Source organism: Streptomyces sp. NPDC051211, from assembly GCF_040689505.1.
Taxonomy (GTDB): domain Bacteria; phylum Actinomycetota; class Actinomycetes; order Streptomycetales; family Streptomycetaceae; genus Streptomyces.
On sequence record NZ_JBFBAV010000052.1, the window covers coordinates 18815 to 35688 of the forward strand.

A 16874-nucleotide genomic window follows, 5' to 3' on the forward strand; every position below is an offset into this window, starting at 1 on the left:
ACCTCGATGGCGAAGAAGCCGAAGCAGGGCGGCTCGGCCGGCACCCCCGCGCTGACCGCGGTCGGCGCGGCCGGCATCCCCCACACGGTGCACAGCTACGACCACGATCCGGCCCACGCCTCGTACGGGGAGGAGGCGGCGCAGGCGCTGGGCGTCTCCCCCGACCGGGTCTTCAAGACCCTCGTCGCGGACGTGGACGGCGAACTGACGGTGGCGGTGGTCCCGGTGGCCGGTTCACTGGACCTGAAGGCGCTCGCCGCGGCGGTGAACGGCAAGCGGGCCGCGATGGCGGACCCGGCCCTGGCCGAACGGACCACCGGCTACGTCCGGGGCGGCATCTCGCCGCTCGGCCAGCGCCGCCGGCTGCGCACCGTTCTGGACGCGTCGGCGTCCGCGCACCCCACCATCTGCGTCTCGGCGGGGCGCCGCGGCCTGGAGGTCGAACTCACTCCGTCCGACCTGGCGGCCCTCACCTCGGCGGTGCTGGCGCCGATCGGGCGGGCCTAGCTCCTCCCGGGCTCCGGCCACCTGGCACGATGTGGGGGTGACCGAAGCCGTGACCCCGCAACCTTCCGCCGACCCCTTCCGGCCGCCGGCCTCCCCGGACGGGGATCCTGCCGACGCCTCGACCACCGCCTCGGCGGGCACCACCCCCGCGGACATCCGCGACGCGGCGGCCGTCGCGCTCGCCGTCGGCGTGGCCGGGGTGCTGCTGGGGCTGCTGTGGGTGTGGCTCGCGCCCCGGGCGCAGTACTTCTCCAACGGGGAGGCGGTGTTCCTCAAGGACACCGAGAGCGAGGCCAGGATCGGGGCCGACGCCACCTTCTTCCTGCTGTCCCTGGGGCTGGGCGTGCTGAGCGCGGTCGCGGTGTTCCTGTGGCGCCGGCGGGGCGGCGTCGCCCTGGTCGTCGGCCTCGCCCTCGGCTCGGTCTTCGCGTCGCTGGCGGGCTGGCGGGTCGGCCTGTGGCTGGGGCCTTCGCGGGACCTGGTCGCGTCGGCGAAGGCGGCGGGCAAGGGGGTGCCGTTCGATGCGCCGCTGGAGCTGCTGGCGCACGGGGCGCTGCTGGTGTGGCCGATGGCAGCCGTCGCCGCCCACCTGGCCCTCACGGCCCTCTGGTCCCCCCGCACCCCCCAACCGGACCCTCCGGCCGCCTACCCCCCTCCCCACGTCCACGACACCCCTCCGACGTAGGCGCCATTCCAGCCTCGCCGGCCTTCGAGGCGCGGGGTCTGGGGCGGAGCCGGGGCCGGCCGCGCGGCCTAGGGCCGCTGCGCGGGGCTGTCCCCACCCCGCCCCTTCCCGAAACTGGGGGCAAGCCCCCAGCCCCCCGTCCGGCGCTCCGCGCCGGGTGCGCTCAAACGCCGCGCGGGCTGCATTCAGCTTCGCCGGGCGGTACTTCCCAGCCCCTCCGGCGTTTGAGGAGCGGGGTCTGGGGCGGAGCCCCAGTTCGGGAAGGGCCGGGGTGGGGAAAGGCTCCGCGCAGCGGCCGCCCGTCGGGTGCGGCGCCGTTGCCGGGGGCCAGCCCCCGGACCCCCGCGCCTCAAACGCCGGCGGGGCTGGAGGGGGCTCAAGTACCGGCGGGGCCGGGGTGGCTCAAGCGGCGGCGGGCCGGGGTGGCTCAAGCACCATCGGGCCGGGGTGGCTCAAGCGGCGGCGGGGCCGGTCAGCGGGTGGCGGCTCGGCGGTAGGACCAGGTGGCTGCTGTCAGGGAAGCGATCGCCACCGCCGCGCAGACCCCCAGGTCGACGGCGACCGCACCCCAGTCGGGGTGCGGAGCGAAGGTCCGGGCGAAGGCCTCCACGCCGTAGGTGGAGGGGAGCAGGTCCCGGGCCCAGACGATCGGCGTCGGCATGCGTTCCGGCGGCAGCACCCCCAGCAGCAGCGCCGCCGACATCCCGAGCTGCCCCGCCAGCGTGGCCAGCTCCTGGCGGGGGGCCAGCAGTCCCAGCGCCGCGCCCAGGCCGGCCAGGGCCGCGCCGGCCAGTGGCACGACGGCGGCGAGGATCCACAGCCCGCCCATCGGGAGGTCGAACAGCACGCACCCGAAGACCGCCGTCACCAGCGTGCCCGGCAGCGTGAACGAGGCGTACGCCGCCGCCGCGCCCAGCACCACAGAGGCGGGCGGCACCGGCAGGGTGGCGTAGTGGTCGAGGCCGCCGGATGCCCTGAGCTGGCCGAAGTACTGGGCCAGCAGGTTGAGGGCGACGAAGGCGACGACCAGGACGGACGAGCCGGCGACCACGGCCCGCGCCTCCGTGCCCGACCCCCCGTCGACGACCCCGCGCATCAGGATCATGATCCCGACGGACTGGAAGGTGGCCACGAACAGCAGCGGTATCCGGGCCACCCGGGCCCGGGAGAGCTGTGCCCTGTACACGGCGGCGAGCGCGGGCAGCAGCTTCGCCCGCGGCGCCAGCGGAGCCGGCCCCGGCGCCGCCGACGCCGCCCCCGGCTCGACCGGCACGGGCGGCACGCTCGTACGCGCGGTCATGACTTCACCAGGCCCTTCATGCGGCCGCCGAGGGCCAGGTACACGTCCTCCAGGCTGGGCGTCGCCAGCGTGAAGTCGTCGAGTGCCGCGAAGGCCGGCCCGCCGGTGACCGCGGCGACGGCGGCCCGCGCCTCCTCCGGGCCCAGCCGCAGCACCCACTTGCGCCCGGCCTCCGCGGCCAGCGGCGCCAGCGCCGCGACGTCCGGCACGTCCAGCGGAGCCCGCTCGCGCCAGACCAGCTCCAGCCGGACCTCGTCGGAGAACTGCGCCTTCAGTCCGGCGGGGGTGTCGCAGGCGATGACCCGGCCCTGGTCGACGACCGCGACCCGGTCCAGGACGGTCTCCGCCTCGATGACGTTGTGGGTGACCAGCACCACCGTGCTGCCGCATTCCGCCCGCCGCCGGTCCACCGCGGCCCAGACGGCCCGCCGGGCCACCGGGTCCATGCCGGTGGTCGGCTCGTCGAGGACGAGGAGCGGGCGTTCGCCGACCAGTGCGGCGGCGAAGCAGGCCAGCCGGCGCTGTCCGCCGGAGAGCTTCTTCAGCGGCCGGCCGGCGATGCCGGTCAGGCCGAGTTCGTCCAGGACCGCGTCCCGGGCCGCGCGGGCGGCCGGCGCGGACAGTCCGCGCAGCCGGCCGGTGGTCTCGGCGGCGAGGGCGACGGTGAGCTCGTCCAGGGCGGTGGACTCCTGCCCCAGGTAGGCGAGCAGCCGGGCGGCCCGTTCGGGGTGGCGTACGAGGTCGTGGCCGAGCAGGTCGACGGAGCCGGCGTCCGGGCGCAGCAGGCCGGTCAGCTGGCGCACGAGGGTGGACTTGCCGGCGCCGTTGGGGCCGAGCAGGCCGAAGATCTCGCCGCGCTGGACCTCCAGCGAGACGCCGTCGGTGGCGCGGGTCTCGGGCAGCGCCGGGGCGCCGCGCCGGGCGCGGACGGCCGGGTAGGTCTTGACCAGGTCGCGGACCACGCAGACAGCGTCGGCCCCGGCGGCTCCTGCCGTGCCGTGTTCCGCCCCTGCCGTGCCCGTACTCACGAGGGAGCAGCCTACGGGGTTACGGCGCCTCCCCGGCCCCCGGGGTCACCGGCGCGGCGACGTGCTCGGCGGCGGCCCGTACGTCGATCTCGCGCCAGAAGCCGGCCCGGATGGCGTAGCGGTCGTGCTCGTCGATCTGGTCGTCCTTGTGGGCGAGCAGCCCGAACCGAGCGGCGTAGCGGAGCAGCTCGCCGTCGATGCGGTGCGGGATCCGCGGGTACAGGGTGGAGAGTTTCTGCACGTGGACGGTCTCGGGGAGGCGTTCGATCCAGCGGCGGGCGAAGACCTGGCCGACCTCGAAGGGGTCGCCGCCGACGGTGGTGATGTCCTCCTCGCGGTCGGCCCAGCGCTGTTCGGCGCTGGTGAGCTGGGCGAGGGTGGGCAGTGAGGCGGTTTCGGCGGGTTCGCCGAGCGGGCCGGCCCGGTCGATCCAGCCCTTGTCGGAGGACCAGCGCAGCGCGCTGCCGGCGGGCGGCTGCCCGTTCGCCGGGGCGGCTCCCGGTCCGGCGGGGGCGGGGGCGGCGGCCGCGCGGAGCCCGGCGAGGTCCTTGGGGGTGGGGACGGTCCGGCCGGCTCCGGCCGCCGTGGCCGCGCCGGTTCCGGCGGGTTCCGGGACGGTGGCGGTGTCGTTCCGGTCCGGGGTGCCGGGGCTGCTGGGGCTCTCGGGGCGGCCGGGGAGTCCGGGGCCGGCCGGGACGGAGCCGTTGCGTGCGGCTTCGGCGAGGGCGGCCTCCGGCAGGGGCGCGGAGAGGATGGCGGCGATCTCGGGGCGGGGGGCGGGCGGTGGCGGGCAGAGCCCGGTGAGGTCCTTGGCGCGGACGGCCCGGGTGATCCAGGACCGGTCGAGGACCCGGCGTTCGTCGGCTTCGGCGACGAGGTCCTCGGACTGGTTGTAATCCCCGTCGGCGGCCTGGACGGCCCACAGGTGGACGGCGACCCCGTGCTCCTTCGCGGACATCAGCCCGGGCAGCAGGTCGCCGTCGCCGGTGACCAGGACCACGTCGGAGCAGGCGCGGTTTCTGGCCAGTTCGGTGAGCTCGGCGTGCATGGCCGCGTCCACGCCCTTCTGGGCCCAGCGGCCGTCGCTGCGGGTCAGGGCGCCCAGCCGGACGGTGACCCGGGGCATCACGCGCAGCCGCCGGTGTTCGGGCTGCGGCACCCGGTCGGGTGCGCCGTCGAACCAGTAGATGCGGAGCAGGGGCTGTTCGGTGTCGGCTTCGGCCCGTTCTCGCAGGCCCTGGATGAGGGCGGCGTGGTCGACGGTGATGCGGGAGCGGGAGGGCTCCCCTGCGAGAAGACTCGCGGCGGCGCCCAGCAGATAGCCGGCGTCCACCAGGACGACGCAGCGGTCCACGCTTTCCACCCTCTTCCGTGAGAGCCCTGCTTTTCCCCGAGTCTGCCCGACCGTAAGGGTGTTGACGTCCGGAACTCGATCATCGGCGTGGCGGATCCCGCGGACGGCCGGAGAAAGCACCTCGGCTACGCACGGTAATGATCCAAAATGCGGGTTTTCTGGCGGTGTGTGAGTGTGAAGGCGGCCCTGGCCCCTACACCCTTCTCAGGAGGCTTCACCATGGCCAAGAACAAGAACCGCCAGCAGCCCTCGAAGCAGCAGTCCCGCCCCTCGGGCCAGGACGCGAAGAGCTCGGCGGAAACCTCTGCCACGCCCTCTTCCTCGGCTCCGAGTCCGATCGAGATGGCGCACAAGCGCAAGGGGAAGAAGTTCGGCCACAACTGAAGGCCTGCTTGCGCAGTGCGCGAAGGGCGCCCCCGTCACGTATCGGGGGCGCCCTCGCATGCGCGCGCGTCCGTATGGGCGTACGGACCTCGCAGTACGAACGTCGCAGTAAAGATGTCGCAGTACGGACGTCGTGCGTACGGCCGTCAGCCGGCCAGGCAGGACGGGCCGAGCAGCACCTTCAGGTCGCCGAAGAGGGCCGGGTCCGGCTGGACCCGGTGCCGGTCGAGCCGGAGCACGGTCGTGGTGCGCGGCCCCTGGAGCTTGATCCGGACCTCGGTGTTGCCCTTGTGGTGGCGCAGGATCTCACCGAGCCGCGTGACCATCGGGGGGGTGACCTTGACGGTGGGGATGGTGAGGACGACCGGGGCGTTGGTGCCGGCCGAGGACAGGTCGGGGACCATCATCTCCATGGCGACCAGCCGGGGGACGTCCTCGCGCTTGTCGAGGCGGCCCTTGACGAACACGACCGTGTCCTCGACCAGCTGGGTGGAGACCAGCTGGTAGGTGGCCGGGAAGAACATGCACTCGATGGAGCCGGCCAGGTCCTCGACGGTGGCGATGGCCCAGGCGTTGCCCTGCTTGGTCATCTTGCGCTGCAGGCCGGAGATGATGCCGCCGATGGTGACGACCGCGCCGTCGGAGTGCTCTCCGCCGGTCAGCTGGGAGATGCCGGCGTCCGTCTTGTCGGAGAGGACGTGCTCCAGGCCGAAGAGCGGGTGGTCGGAGACGTACAGGCCGAGCATCTCGCGCTCCTGGGCGAGCAGGTAGGACTTCTCCCACTCCACGTCGGAGAACTCGACGTCGAGGCCGAAGCCGGGCTCGCTGCTCTCCTCGTCGCCCATGCCGCCGAACAGGTCGAACTGTCCCTCGGCCTCCTTGCGCTTGACCGCCACCACGTTGTCGATCATCGATTCGTGGTGGGCGACCAGGCCCTTGCGGGTGTGGCCCATCTCGTCGTAGGCGCCGGCCTTGATCAGCGACTCGATGGTCCGCTTGTTGCAGACCACGGCCTCGACCTTGTCGAGGAAGTCGGGGAAGGAGGTGTACTTCCCCTTCGACTTCCGCGTCTTGATGATCGAGTCCACGACGTTCTGGCCGACGTTGCGCACCGCGGTGAGGCCGAAGAGGATCACGTCGTCGCCCTGGGCGGCGAAGTTCGACTCCGACTCGTTCACGTTCGGCGGCAGCACCTTGATGCCCATGCGCCGGCACTCGTTCAGGTAGATCGCGGACTTGTCCTTGTCGTCCTTGACCGAGGTGAGCAGGCCGGCCATGTACTCGGCCGGGTAGTTCGCCTTGAGGTAGGCGGTCCAGTACGAGACCAGTCCGTAGGCGGCGGAGTGCGCCTTGTTGAAGGCGTAGCCGGCGAACGGGACCAGCACGTCCCAGAGGGCCTTGATGGCCTGGTCGCTGAAGCCCTTCTTCTTCGCGCCGGCCTCGAAGATGACGAAGTTCTTCGCCAGCTCCTCGGGCTTCTTCTTGCCCATCACGCGGCGGAGGATGTCGGCCTCGCCGAGCGAGTAGCCGGCGATGATCTGGGCGGCCTTCTGCACCTGCTCCTGGTAGACGATCAGGCCGTAGGTGACGTCCAGGACCTCCCGCAGCGGCTCCTCCAGCTCCGGGTGGATCGGGGTGATCTCCTGCTGCTTGTTCTTGCGCAGCGCGTAGTTCGTGTGCGAGTTCATGCCCATCGGGCCCGGCCGGTAGAGGGCCGACACGGCGGAGATGTCTTCGAAGTTGTCGGGCTTCATCAGGCGCAGCAGGGAGCGCATGGGCCCGCCGTCGAACTGGAAGACACCGAGGGTGTCGCCGCGGCCGAGCAGCTCGAAGGTCTTGGGGTCGTCGAGCGGGAGGGCCAGGAGATCGATGTCGATCCCCTTGTTGGCCTTCACCATCTTGACGGCGTCGTCCATGATCGTGAGGTTGCGGAGGCCCAGGAAGTCCATCTTCAGCAGGCCGAGCGACTCGCAGCTCGGGTAGTCCCACTGGGTGATGGTGACGCCGTCGGTGTGCCGCACCCAGACGGGCACGTGGTCGGTGATCGTCTCGCTGGACATGATCACGCCGGCCGCGTGCACGCCCATCTGGCGGACCAGGCCCTCGACGCCCATGGCGGTGTCGATGACCTTCTTCACGTCCGGCTCGTTCTCGTACATCCCGCGGATCTCGCCCGCCTCGCCGTAGCGGGGGTGCGAGGGGTCGAGGATGCCGGAGAGCGGGATGCCCTTGCCGAGGACGTCGGCGGGCATGGCCTTGGTCAGGCGGTCGCCCATCGCGTACGGGTAGCCCAGGACGCGCGCCGAGTCCTTGATCGCGTTCTTGGCCTTGATGGTGCCGTAGGTGCCGATCATGGCGACCTTGTCCTGGCCGTACTTCTCCGTGACGTACCGGATCACCTCGACGCGCCTGCGCTCGTCGAAGTCGATGTCGACATCGGGCATGGAGACGCGCTCGGGGTTCAGGAACCGCTCGAAGATCAGGCCGTGCGGGATCGGGTCGAGGTCGGTGATGCCCATGGCGTACGCGACGATCGAGCCGGCCGCGGAGCCTCGGCCGGGGCCTACCGCGATGCCCTGGTTCTTGGCCCACATGATGAAGTCGGCGACCACGAGGAAGTAGCCGGGGAAGCCCATCGAGATGATGGTGTCCATCTCGTACTCGACCTGCTTCATGCGGTCCTCGGGGATGCCCCCGGGGAAGCGGCGGTGCATGCCCCGCATGGTTTCCTCGCGGAACCAGGTGACCTCGGTGTAGCCCTCCGGGATGTCGAACTTCGGCATCAGGTTCCGGAACTTGAACATGCCCTCGGTGTCGATCTGGTCCGCGACCAGCTTCGTGTTGGCGCAGCCCTCCTGCCAGGCGTCCGAGGAGTCGATGGCGTACATCTCCTCGGTCGACTTCAGGTAGTAGCCGGAGCCGTCGAACCGGAAGCGGTCCGGGTCGGAGAGGTTCTTGCCGGTCTGGATGCAGAGCAGGGCGTCGTGGGCGGCGGCCTCGCTCGCGTAGGTGTAGTGCGAGTCGTTCGTCACCAGCGGCGGGATGCCGAGCTTCTTGCCGATCTCCAGCAGGCCGTCGCGGACCCGGCGCTCGATCTCGATGCCGTGGTCCATCAGCTCCAGGAAGTAGCGGTCCTTGCCGAAGATGTCCTGGTACTCGGAGGCCGACTTCAGGGCCTCGTCGAACTGGCCGAGGCGGAGCCGGGTCTGCAGCTCGCCGGAGGGGCAGCCGGTGGAGGCGATCAGCCCCTCGGACCACTGGCTGATGGTCTCCTTGTCCATCCGGGGCCACTTGGTCAGCCAGCCCTCGGCGTAGGCGTCGGAGGACAGCCGGAAGAGGTTGTGCAGGCCGGTGGCGTTCGCCGCCCAGATGGTCTTGTGGGTGTAACCGCCGGAGCCGGAGACGTCGTCCCGCTTCTGGTGCGGCTGGCCCCAGGTGATCCTCCGCTTGTTCCGCCGGGACTCGGGCGCGACGTACGCCTCGATGCCGATGATCGGCGTGACCCCGGCCTTCTGGGCGGAGTGGAAGAAGTCGTACGCACCGTGCAGGTTGCCGTGGTCGGACATCGCGATGTGGGTCATGCCCATCTCGTTGCACGCGTTGAACATGTCCTTCAGCCGCGCGGCACCGTCCAGCAGCGAGTACTGGGTGTGGACGTGCAGGTGCGTGAACGGCGTCTTGGTCACGACGGCAGACCTCCGGGAAATGCAGCGGCGCGAAGCGCCCCGATGAGGGGCGGTGGTCGGGCGACGGGTGGGCGTGGGGACAGCTTCGAATCCTACGTCGAGCGGGTGACTGATCGCGGGCACGGAACGATAGCGTCGGGCGTTGCAAGAGCCAGAAGACCCGCGCACCAGGAGGCACCACCCATGGCGGTCCCCGAGACGACAGACGAGCAGCGCGCCGAGCAGATCCTCGACGTGTTCGACACCGCGTTCGGTGAGCTGCTCGCCGCCGACCCCGCTGCCTTCCAGGTGAAGTTCCGGAAGATGGCGGCCTCCGCTTTCGCCTTCTACCGGGGCACCGCCTGCCTGTTCTACGCCGACCTGGAGCGCGACCGCCACGGCGGCCCCTACCTGGACGAGCGGACCGGCCGGGTGTGGATCCACGGCGACCTGCACGCCGAGAACTTCGGCACGTACATGGACGCCAACGGCCGGCTGATCTTCAACGTCAACGACTTCGACGAGGCGTACGTCGGCCCCTTCACCTGGGACCTGAAGCGGTTCGCCGCCTCCATCGCCCTGATCGGCTACACCAAGGCGCTCAGCGACGAGCAGATAAGCGGTCTGGTGCGGGTCTACGCGGCCGCCTACCGGGAGCGGATCCACCGGCTGGCCACCGGCGCCAAGCACGAGGAGGTTCCCTCCTTCACCCTGGACACCGCCGACGGCGCGCTGCTGGAGGCCCTGCGCGCGGCCCGCTCGCGGACCCGGTTCTCGCTGCTCGACTCGATGACGGAGATACGGGACTACGAGCGCCGCTTCTCGGCGGGGGGCGGCTCGATCGAGCTGGACGCGGCGACCCGCTACAAGGTCCTCGCGGCCTTCGACGGGTACCTGGAGACGCTGCCGGAGGAGTCCCTGGTCCGGCCCGACTCCTACCGGGTCAAGGACGTGGTCGGCCGCCGGGGCATCGGCATCGGCTCGGCCGGCCTGCCCTCGTACAACATCCTGCTGGAGGGCCACAGCGACGCCCTGGAGAACGACGTCGTGATCTACCTCAAGCAGGCGCAGGTCCCGGCGGTGTCCCGGCACATCACGGACCGGGCGGTCCGCGAGTACTTCCGGCACGAGGGGCACCGCACGGTGATCTCCCAGCGGGCGCTTCAGGCGCATGCCGACCCGTGGCTGGGCTGGACGGAGCTGGACGGGGCCGGGCAGCTGGTCGCCGAGGTCTCCCCGTACGCGGTGGACCTGGACTGGTCGGACATCGACGACCCGGAGGAGATCGCGGCGGTGGTCGCGGACCTGGGGCGGGCGACGGCGACCATGCACGCGTCGGCGGACGAGCACGGCAGCGGCCACTCGCTGGTGCCGTTCTCCACGGAGCGGGCCATCGACGCGGCCATCGCGGCGGACGAGGAGGGGTTCGGCGGGCTCCTGGTCGACTTCGCGCACGCCTACGGGGCCCGGGCCCGCGCGGACCACCAGATCTTCGTGGACCTGTTCCGCAACGGCCGGCTCACCCCCCGACCGCGGCCTCTGACCGGGACCTGACACCGTCCTTCACAGGGACTCGTGGCAAACTCGCGGCGATGGACATATCAGGGGTACGACTGAGGGCCGTGCGGGCCGCGCTGTTCAGCGCGCTCGTCGTGCTGCTCTCGGCCGGCTCGCACGTCCTGATGTCCCGGGTGCCGCTGCCGCCCTCGCTGGTCCTCGGCGCCTTCGCGGCGGTCTTCGCGATCGCCTACGCGCTGGCCGGCCGGGAGCGGGGCTTCGGCGCGATTGCCGGGCTGCTGGTGCCGCTGGAGCTGGCGGCGGACACGGCCTTCACCGTCGGCCAGCACGTCTGCTACGGGCCGGCGGGCGGCCCGGTCGCCGGGCCGCTGCGGGCCCTGGGGCTGGACGGGCTGTGCGGCGGGCCGCCGCTGGGCGGCCCGCTGGCCGAGGTGGCCGGGCCCGTCGGCGACCCGGCGGCGCTGCTCGCCGCCCCCGGCCCGTGGACCCCCTGGCTGCTGCTGGCCGTCCACGTCTCGGTGGGCCTGCTGGCCGCACTGTGGCTGCGGCAGGGCGAGCGGGCGCTGGGCCGGCTCCTGCGGGCGGTGGGCGCACTGGCGTTCCGGCCGCTGCTGCTCGCCGTCGCCGCCGGTTCCGCGGCGGTCACCGGCCCGGCCCGGCGGGCCGTCCGGCCGGCCCCGGCGGGTGCGTGGACCCGTAGCCGGTTCCCCGCGCACTCCGTGGGACGGCGGGGTCCTCCCGTACCGGTCGCGGCGCCGTCCGGCGCCTGACGGACGTACGGCAGCACCCCACCCCTCATCTGAATCACCCACGGAGTACCACCATGAGCGCACGCAACAACAAGGCCAACAAGGCGGCTGCCCGCGAACGGCTGCGCCAGGAGCGCGAGCTGCAGGCGAAGAAGGACAAGGCCCGCCGGCAGGCCATCGTGGCCGGCTCGGTCGTCGGCGTGCTCGCCCTGGCGGGCGGCATCGGCTACCTGGTCATGGAGATGACCAAGCCGGACGCCTGGGAGAAGGCCGCCACGGCGGAGCTGGTCAAGCCGAAGAACTCCGAGGGCGAGAACGGCACCACCGTCGTCATCGGGAAGAAAGACGCCAAGAAGACCCTGGAGCTGTACGAGGACTCGCGCTGCCCGGCCTGCGCCTCCTTCGAGCAGGCGGTCGGCGGCCAGATCAAGCAGGACGTCGACGCCGGCAAGTACAAGCTCCGGTACGTCGGCGCGACCTTCATCGACAAGGCCGCCCCCGGCGAGGGCTCGAAGAACGCGCTGAGCGCGCTGGGCGCGGCGCTCAACGTCAGCCCCGAGGCGTTCATGGAGTACAAGGCGGCGCTGTACTCGAAGGCGAACCACCCGGAGGAGACGGTCGACAAGTTCGCCAAGGACGACTACCTGATCAAGGTGGCGGACGGGGTGGCCGCCCTGAAGAACAACGCCGAGTTCAAGACGGCGGTGGAGAACGGCACCTACGACCGGTGGGCGCTGGAGATGTCGAAGACCTTCGACGCGGCCGGCGTCGGAAGCACGCCGTCCCTGCGGATGGACGGCAAGAAGCTCGAGGTTCCGCAGACGCCGGAGGCGTTCACGGCCACCGTCGACGCGGCGCTCAAGGGCTGACCGAACGGGCTGAACGAAGGCTGGCCAGCGGCCTGAACGGCGGCTGGACGACGGGCCGAACGACACGTTCAGGCCAACGGGCGGGCGGACTCGGAGAGTTCGCCCGCCCGTTGCCGTTCGAGGGGTGTTCGGGTGGCCATACCGGTCGGTAATATGATCATCCGTGACCAGTCAACTCCCCCTTTCTTCCGCGGCTTCGCCGCGCCGCCGTACGGTCGTCCTGGCCGCGGCGGCCACCGCCGCCCTCGCCCCGCTGACGCTCGCCGGCGGGACGGCCCGCGCGGCCGAGAACGCCCCGGCGTTCCTGCACGGTGTCGCCTCCGGCGACCCGCTCCCCGACGGGGTCCTGCTGTGGACCCGCGTCACCCCCACCGCCGAGGCCGTTCCCGGCTCCGGCAAGGGTCCCGACATCCAGGTGGGCTGGGAGGTGGCCGAGGACAAGGCCTTCTCCCGGATCGTCGCGAGCGGCAGCCTGACCGCCTCCGCCGCGACCGACCACACCGTCAAGGCCGACGTACGGGGACTGCGGCCGCAGACGGGGTACTTCTACCGCTTCACCGCGGGCACGTCGGGCTCGGTGGTCTCCCCCACCGGCCGCACCCGCACCACTCCGGCGCACGACACCACCACCTCCGGCGTCCGCTTCGGCGTGGTGTCCTGCGCCAACTGGGAGTCGGGCTACTTCTCGGCCTACCGCCACCTGGCCGCCCGTAGCGACCTGGACGCGATCCTGCACCTGGGCGACTACATCTACGAGTACCAGACCGGGGGTTACCCGGAGGCCAAGTACGTGGTGCGGCAGCACGAGCCCAAGCACGAGATCACCACGCTCGCCGATTACCGGTCCCGGCACGGCCACTACAAGACGGACGCCGACCTCCAGGCGCTGCACGCGGCCCACGCGGTCGTCGCGATCTGGGACGACCACGAGTTCGCCGACGACACCTGGTCCGGCGGCGCCGACAACCACACCCCGGGCACCGAGGGCGACTGGGCGGCCCGCGCGGCCGCCGCCAAGCAGGCCTACTTCGAGTGGATGCCGGTCCGCACCTCCATCGCCGGCACCGTCTACCGCCGCCTGCAGTTCGGCACCCTGGCCGACCTGCACCTGCTGGACCTGCGCTCGTTCCGTTCGCAGCAGGTCAAGACCGGCAGCGGCTCGGTGGACGACCCGGAGCGCACCATCACCGGCCGCGCCCAGCTGGACTGGCTCAAGTCGGGTCTGGCGGGCTCGCAGGCGACCTGGAAGCTGGTCGGCACCTCGGTGATGATCTCGCCCGTGGCCTTCGGCTCGCTGCCCGCGCACCTGATGGCGCCGCTGGCGAAGCTGCTCGGCCTGCCGCAGGGCGGCATAGCCGCCAATGTGGACCAGTGGGACGGCTACACGGACGACCGCAAGGAGCTGCTGGGCCACCTGACCTCGCAGAACATCAAGAACACGGTGTTCCTGACCGGCGACATCCACATGGCGTGGGCGAACGAGGTCCCGAACAACATGGCGACGTACCCGAAGTCGGGCACGGCGGCGACGGAGTTCGTGGTGACCTCGGTGAGCTCCGACAACCTGGACGACATCCTGCACGTGCCGGCCGACACGGCCTCGCTGGTCGCGGAGACGGCCATCAAGGGCGCCAACTGGCACGTGAAGTGGCTGGACATGGACGCGCACGGCTACGGCGTGCTCGACGTGACGGCGGAGCGGTCGCAGATGGACTACTACGTGGTGTCGAACAAGGCGAAGCAGGACGCCACCTCGGCCTGGTCCCGGTCGTACCGGACGCTGAACGGTACCCAGAAGGTGGAGCGGGTGAACCAGCCGGTGCGGTGATCATTTACTGACGCACCGTCAATCTTGCGGCCACAGCGGCGTTCGGACACAGTCCGGGCGCCGCTGTGCATTTTCGGCAACAAATCTTTTACGGCAGACGTCTTGACGGCTTGATGACATGCCCACGTAAGCTTCGCGCCAGTTGAGGAGATCATTCTCCGCCACCCCCACTTATTTCCGCGAGGAGCACACGTGCGCGCTGTTGCCCGCATATCCCCCCTTCTCCGCCGCCGCCTGATCGGTGCGACCGCTCTGGCCGGCGCCCTGGCGCTGTCCCCCCTCTCCGGCCCGACCACGATCGCCGCAGCCAAGACCCCCGCCGAGGTCTGCGTCGAGGAGGCCGACGCTCCGGCCAACGCCCGGGTGGCCCGCCCCAAGGACCACCACGTTGCGGAGCCCAACGAGGTCACCGAGGCCCAGGCCAAGGCCATGGACGCGGACCTCAAGGTCAAGCTGGACAAGGCCCTGAAGCAGCAGCAGCCGCGCAGCCTGCGCGCCGCCGAGGCCCTCACCACCATTCCGGTCTACTTCCACGTCATCCACTCCGGCACCGCCGGCAAGCTGACCGCGACCGACGTCAACAACCAGCTGGCCGTGCTCAACTCCGCCTTCGGCGGGCAGGGCACCGGCAACGTGAACAGCGGCTACCAGTTCTCCCTGGCCTCGACCGACTACACGGACAACGCCTCCTGGTACAACCTGGCTTCCGGCTCCACCGCCGAGAAGACCATGAAGAGCACCCTCCGCAAGGGCGGCGCGGGCGCGCTGAACATCTACACCGCCAACCTCTCCGGCGGGCTGCTCGGCTGGGCCACCTTCCCGAGCTCCTACACCTCGCAGCCGAGCATGGACGGCGTGGTGCTGCTCGACTCCTCGCTGCCGGGCGGCTCCGCGGCCAACTACAACGAGGGCGACACCGGCACCCACGAGGTCGGCCACTGGATGGGCCTGTACCACACCTTCCAGGGCGGCTGTAACGGGAACGGCGACTCCGTCGCCGACACCCCGGCCGAGAAGAGCGCCGCGTACGAGTGCCCGACCGGCCGCGACTCCTGCGCCAGCAAGACCGGCGCGGACCCGATCCACAACTTCATGGACTACACGTACGACGCGTGCATGTACCAGTTCACCGCCGGCCAGGTGGCCCGCATGAAGAGCCACTGGACCGCGTACCGCGCAGGCTGAGCGAAGACCCTCCCGTCTCCTCTAACCTGGCGCCATGAGCGCGCCGGGGGACGTGATCGACGGACGGTTCGAGCTGCTTGAGCGGCTCGGCAGCGGTGGAATGGGCACGGTCTGGCGCGCGCTGGACCGTGCCCTGCACCGCGATGTGGCCGTCAAGGAGGTCCGGCCGCCGGTCGGCCGGGACGATCCGGAGACCCTGCGGGTGCTCCGCGAACGGGTGTTGCGGGAGGCCCGGGCGCAGGCCCGGATCAGCCATCCGCACGTGGTCACCATCCACCACATCGTGGACGAGGACCCGCACCCCTGGCTGGTGATGGAGCTGCTGCCCGGCAACTCCCTCCAGCAGCAGCTGGAACAGGGCCCGATGCGGCCCGCCGAGGCCGCCCGCATCGGCCGCGAGGTGCTTTCCGGACTGCGGGCCGCGCACACCGCCGGCATCCACCACCGGGACGTCAAACCAGCCAACGTACTGCTGCGGTCGGATGGTTCCGCCGTACTGACCGACTTCGGCATCGCCGCCCTGCAGGACGCCACCTCGCTCACATTGACCGGCGAGGTCATCGGCACACCCGAATACCTGGCGCCCGAGCGGATCCGGGGCGCCGATCTGCCCGCCTCCGACCTGTGGTCTCTGGGCATGATGCTGTACGTGTGCGTGGAGGGCGTCAGCCCGATGCGCCGGGCCACCACCCTGGCCACCCTCGCCGCCGTGCTCGACGACCCGGTGCCCGCGCCGCTCCGGGCCGGCCCGCTGGGGTCCGTACTGGCCGCCGTCCTCGTCCGGGATCCGGCGCAGCGGCCGGACGCGGAACGGCTGGACGCGATGCTGGCCGCGGTGGCCGGGGGCGGCGCGCTGCCGCCGGAACCCACCCGGGTCGACCGGGCCTCCGATCCGCGGCAGCAGCCGGGCGGCCGGTTCGCCCCGCCGCCCGCCCTGCCTCCCGGCCCGGCCCCGCGCCCGCCGCAGCCCCCGGCCACCCCGCCGGCCACACCCTCACCCGTGACCCCGTACGACACCACGCCCCGGGACTCCCTGCCGACCCTCGGCACCGGCAACTCCGGCGGCTCCAGTAGCTCCGGCGGCGCCGACGGTTCGGGCGGCTCCGGCAGCGGCCCCTACGGCACCGGTCCGGCGGCCGGCCGGGCCGGGCAGCGGATGACCCCGCTGGCCGCGGCCGCCGCCGTGCTCGCCCTGGCGCTGCTCGGCGCCGGCGGGTACGCACTGTTCAAGCCGGGCGCGGAGGGCGGCGACGACGGCCGGAACCGGACCGTCTCACCGGCGGCCTCCACAACCCCGGGCCACAGCCCGACCGGCAGTCCGGCCGGGAGTCCGACAGGGAGTCCGAGCGGGGACCCGATCGGAGCCCCGAACCCGACACCCCCACCGTCCCCTTCCCCTACGCCCTCGCCCACACCGACACGAACAGCCGCGCTGACGCCCGCTCCTTCGGCCACTCCCCCGCCGGCCGGACGCTGGATCGCCCAGCTGTACTCGGAGCCGGAGAGCTCCGGCACCGCCGCCCGCGACCGGCGGCTGGCGGCCGTCCGTGCCACCGTCCCCGAGGCGCAGCTGCTGCGCAGCGGGGACTACGGCTCCCTGAACCCCGGCTACTGGGTGGTCTACGCCCCCGGCCCCTTCTCCGACGGTCGGGCGGCCCTCGCCTTCTGCGCCCAGCGCGGCCGCACCACCGCCAACCAGTGCATCGGCCGCTGGCTCAGCGGGAGCAGGGCCGACTACGGCTACCAGTGCACGCCGCCGGCCACCGCACCGGGCGGCCGCTGCCGGCACGACTGAGCGACGG

Annotated in this window: 13 protein-coding genes; 9 read left to right on the top strand and 4 right to left on the bottom strand. The window is 71.9% G+C overall.

Annotated features, from left to right (window positions below; all coding sequences use genetic code 11):
- Window positions 1-6: 6 nt before the first annotated feature.
- Window positions 7-507: a Cys-tRNA(Pro) deacylase gene (gene ybaK / locus AB0447_RS32090; protein ID WP_366480390.1), complete on the top strand. Its 501-nt coding sequence runs from the start codon at window positions 7-9 to the stop codon at window positions 505-507.
- Between the two features lie 37 nt (window positions 508-544).
- Window positions 545-1192 (top strand): hypothetical protein, encoded by a 648-nt coding sequence (locus AB0447_RS32095; RefSeq protein WP_366480391.1) that lies wholly within the window; start codon window positions 545-547, stop codon window positions 1190-1192.
- A 472-nt stretch (window positions 1193-1664) separates the two neighbouring features.
- On the opposite strand, the gene AB0447_RS32100 is transcribed toward AB0447_RS32095, so the two are convergent.
- The 3 genes from AB0447_RS32100 to AB0447_RS32110 all read right to left on the bottom strand — a co-directional run bounded on the left by AB0447_RS32100 (window position 1665) and on the right by AB0447_RS32110 (window position 4874).
- Window positions 1665-2492 (bottom strand): ABC transporter permease, encoded by an 828-nt coding sequence (locus AB0447_RS32100; RefSeq protein ID WP_366480392.1) that lies wholly within the window; start codon window positions 2490-2492, stop codon window positions 1665-1667.
- Complete coding sequence (locus AB0447_RS32105; protein WP_366480414.1) at window positions 2489-3454, bottom strand: ABC transporter ATP-binding protein; 966 nt, start codon at window positions 3452-3454, stop codon at window positions 2489-2491. Before AB0447_RS32105 ends, AB0447_RS32100 begins: the two co-directional genes overlap by 4 nt.
- Window positions 3455-3539: 85 nt before the next feature.
- Window positions 3540-4874, bottom strand: a complete 1335-nt coding sequence (locus tag AB0447_RS32110) for an NYN domain-containing protein (protein ID WP_366480393.1) — start codon at window positions 4872-4874, stop codon at window positions 3540-3542.
- Window positions 4875-5093: 219 nt separating this feature from the next.
- On the opposite strand from AB0447_RS32110, the gene AB0447_RS32115 reads away from it, so the two are divergent.
- Window positions 5094-5258 (top strand): hypothetical protein, encoded by a 165-nt coding sequence (locus tag AB0447_RS32115; RefSeq protein ID WP_366480394.1) that lies wholly within the window; start codon window positions 5094-5096, stop codon window positions 5256-5258.
- A 146-nt stretch (window positions 5259-5404) separates the two neighbouring features.
- Here AB0447_RS32115 and dnaE read toward each other — a convergent pair whose 3' ends face one another.
- A complete protein-coding gene (gene dnaE, locus AB0447_RS32120) occupies window positions 5405-8944 on the bottom strand; it encodes a DNA polymerase III subunit alpha (protein WP_366480395.1) in 3540 nt (1179 codons plus the stop codon).
- Between the two features lie 183 nt (window positions 8945-9127).
- Here dnaE and AB0447_RS32125 point away from each other — a divergent pair, with 183 nt between their 5' ends.
- From AB0447_RS32125 to AB0447_RS32150, 6 genes are all read left to right on the top strand, one after another.
- Window positions 9128-10477, top strand: a complete 1350-nt coding sequence (locus AB0447_RS32125; RefSeq protein ID WP_366480397.1) for a DUF2252 domain-containing protein — start codon at window positions 9128-9130, stop codon at window positions 10475-10477.
- A 38-nt stretch (window positions 10478-10515) separates the two neighbouring features.
- Window positions 10516-11211, top strand: coding sequence for a hypothetical protein (locus AB0447_RS32130; RefSeq protein WP_366480398.1), 696 nt, complete (start codon window positions 10516-10518; stop codon window positions 11209-11211).
- Window positions 11212-11264: 53 nt separating this feature from the next.
- Window positions 11265-12059: a DsbA family protein gene (locus AB0447_RS32135; protein WP_366480399.1), complete on the top strand. Its 795-nt coding sequence runs from the start codon at window positions 11265-11267 to the stop codon at window positions 12057-12059.
- A gap of 163 nt (window positions 12060-12222) precedes the next feature.
- Window positions 12223-13887: an alkaline phosphatase D family protein gene (locus AB0447_RS32140; protein ID WP_366480400.1), complete on the top strand. Its 1665-nt coding sequence runs from the start codon at window positions 12223-12225 to the stop codon at window positions 13885-13887.
- A 192-nt stretch (window positions 13888-14079) separates the two neighbouring features.
- The gene (locus AB0447_RS32145) at window positions 14080-15072 is read left to right on the top strand and encodes a zinc metalloprotease (protein WP_366480401.1); all 993 of its coding nucleotides are present in this window, start codon (window positions 14080-14082) and stop codon (window positions 15070-15072) included.
- A gap of 34 nt (window positions 15073-15106) precedes the next feature.
- Window positions 15107-16867 carry a serine/threonine-protein kinase gene (locus AB0447_RS32150; protein ID WP_366480402.1) on the top strand — a complete coding sequence of 587 codons (1761 nt, stop codon included), beginning with the start codon at window positions 15107-15109 and terminating at the stop codon, window positions 16865-16867.
- The last annotated feature ends 7 nt before the right edge of the window (window positions 16868-16874 follow it).